Source organism: Falsiroseomonas oryziterrae (assembly GCF_021864505.1).
Classification (GTDB): domain Bacteria; phylum Pseudomonadota; class Alphaproteobacteria; order Acetobacterales; family Acetobacteraceae; genus Falsiroseomonas; species Falsiroseomonas oryziterrae.
In genome coordinates this window covers 1-2,230 of sequence record NZ_JAKJIB010000478.1, presented here as the reverse complement: position 1 = coordinate 2,230, position 2,230 = coordinate 1, and the positions used below count along the sequence as shown (strand labels likewise).

The following is a 2,230-nucleotide window of genomic DNA, read 5'->3' as shown; positions in this document are numbered from 1 at the left end:
GCCCCGTTCCGCGGCGCCGCTAGCCGCGCCGGCGGTGCGGCAGCGCGCACGCGACCTCGGGCTCGACCTCGCCGCCATCCGCGGCAGCGGGCCGGAAGGGCGCATCCTGCATGCCGACCTCGACGCGGTGCTGCGCGGGCATGCGACGCCGTTCGCCGCGCCCGCATCCGCGCCGCGGCGGACGGCGGTCCAGGAGATCCTCGTCACCGGCCTGCGCCGCCGCATCGCGGAGCGCATGGCGGAGGCAACGCGCCGCGTCGCGCAATTCTCCTATGTCGAGGAGGTGGACCTCACCGCGCTCGAGGCGCTGCGGGCGGCCTTGAACGCCGAAGCGCAGCCGCGCGGCCGCGCGCGCCTGACACCGCTGCCCTTCCTGATGCGTGCGGTGGTGCGCGCGGTCGCCGACTTCCCGCAGATGAACGCGCTCTACGACGACGAGGCCGGCGTGATCCGCCGCCACGCCGCCGTGCATCTCGGCATCGCGACGCAGGCCGAGGCGGGGCTGATGGTGCCGGTGGTGCGCCATGCCGAGGCGCGCGACCTGTGGGACTCCGCCGCGGAGGTGGCGCGGCTGGCGGCGGCGGCGCGCGACGGCTCGGCGAGGCGGGAGGATCTGGCGGGCTCCACCATCACCGTCACCAGTCTCGGCGCGCTCGGCGGCATCGCCAGCACGCCGGTGGTGAACGTGCCGGAGGTCGCGATCGTCGGCACCAGCCGCATGCAGGTGCGGCCGGTGTGGCAGGACGGCCAGGGCTTCGTGCCCCGCACAATGATGAACCTGTGCTCCTCCTTCGATCACCGGGTGGTGGACGGGTACGACGCCGCCGCCTTCATCCAGCGCGTGAAGGCGCTGCTGGAGACGCCGGCGCTGCTGTTCACGGAGCCCGGCCGGGGGCCGTCGCTCACCGGGACTTGATCGCTTCGGGGTCGCGCGGGATCGTGACGGCCGGCGCATGGTCCGCTGGACGGGCGAAACAAGCCGCGAGGAAGGAAGCGATGAGCGTACGGGACCTGCTTGTCCATCTGGATGGATCGCCCGGCTCGGCCGGCCGGCTGAGCTTCGGCGCCGATCTGGCCGCGCGGCTGTCGGCGCATCTGGTCGGCCTGCATGTGGTGGACGTCCCGCTTCCCGTCTTCGCCGGCGCCGACATGGGCGGGGGCGCGGCGATGGCGGAGCTGATCCAGCGCCTGCAGGACGATGCGCTGGCGGCGGCGAAGCCGATCGAGGCCGGCTTCCGTGAGGTCCTGCGCCGCGAGGGCCTGCCGGGCGAATGGCGCCAGGTCGAGGGCAGCAGCGTGACGCAGCTCGCGCTGCATGGGCGCTACGCCGACCTGGTCGTGACCGGCCAGCCGGATCCGCGCGACCCGGGCGCGGCCGGCTTCGGCATCATCGAATCGGCGCTGTTCTCCTCCGGCCGCCCGGTGCTGCTGCTGCCCTTCGCCGGCGCGCCGGCGCGGCTCGGCGGCCGCGCGCTGGTCGCCTGGAACGCGAGCCGGGAGGCGACGCGCGCGCTGCACGACGCCCTGCCGCTGCTGCGGCTGATGGAGAGCGTCACGGTCCTGACCATCGATCCCGCGACCGGCGCCGATGGGGATGGAGGGCGGCCGGGCGCCGACATCGCGCCCCATCTGGCGCGCCACGGCCTTGCGGTGACGACGCGCACGGTCGCGGGCTCCGACATCGCGGCCGGCGACGTCGTGCTGAACGAGGCCGCGGATCTCGGCGCCGACCTGATCGTGATGGGTGCCTATGGGCATTCGCGGCTGCGCGAGCTGATGCTCGGCGGCGTCACCCGCACGCTGCTGCGCCAGATGACGGCGCCGGTGCTGATGTCGCACTGAACGTCGGCTGGCGGCGCTCGGGAACTCCGGGCGCCGCGCGACAAGCCCGCATCCGCCGGCACGCAGCCCGGCGAAACCGGCTCACATTCCGGCGGATACTGCGTTAGGTCTAGAGCGGCGCTCGTGCGGGTTGAATCGCTGCGCGGTTCCGCCGAACGGGCGTAAGCTGCGCCAGAAACACTGTCTTCTGGAGCACGGCCTTCCCATCGGCTGATTCCAGCCGATCGGAACGTGCTCCAGGCGCAAGAACGGGTTGGGGATGGACATGTCTGGGTTGCCGCTGGCCCCGGTGGGCGATGCCCCGGTGGGCGATGCCGCGGTGCGGCAGCCGCGGCTCGGCCCGCGGGGACGCGTCGCCACCGCCGAGGCGCGCGCCACGGTCGATGCC

Annotated in this window: 2 protein-coding genes; both read left to right on the top strand. The window is 74.0% G+C overall.

Annotated elements, in window-relative coordinates:
* On the top strand, positions 1-916 hold a 916-nt coding region (locus tag L2I40_RS22155; protein WP_237217462.1), incomplete at its 5' end, for a dihydrolipoamide acetyltransferase family protein.
* An 80-nt stretch (positions 917-996) separates the two neighbouring features.
* Entirely contained in the window at positions 997-1,842 is an 846-nt protein-coding gene (locus L2I40_RS22150; RefSeq protein ID WP_237217460.1) for a universal stress protein, read from the top strand.
* The last annotated feature ends 388 nt before the right edge of the window (positions 1,843-2,230 follow it).

Bases quoted from the DNA above. Each gene is read 5' to 3' on its own strand.
- L2I40_RS22150 (WP_237217460.1), top strand. From the start codon at position 997: ATGAGCGTACGGGACCTGCTTGTCCATCTGGATGGATCGCCCGGCTCG.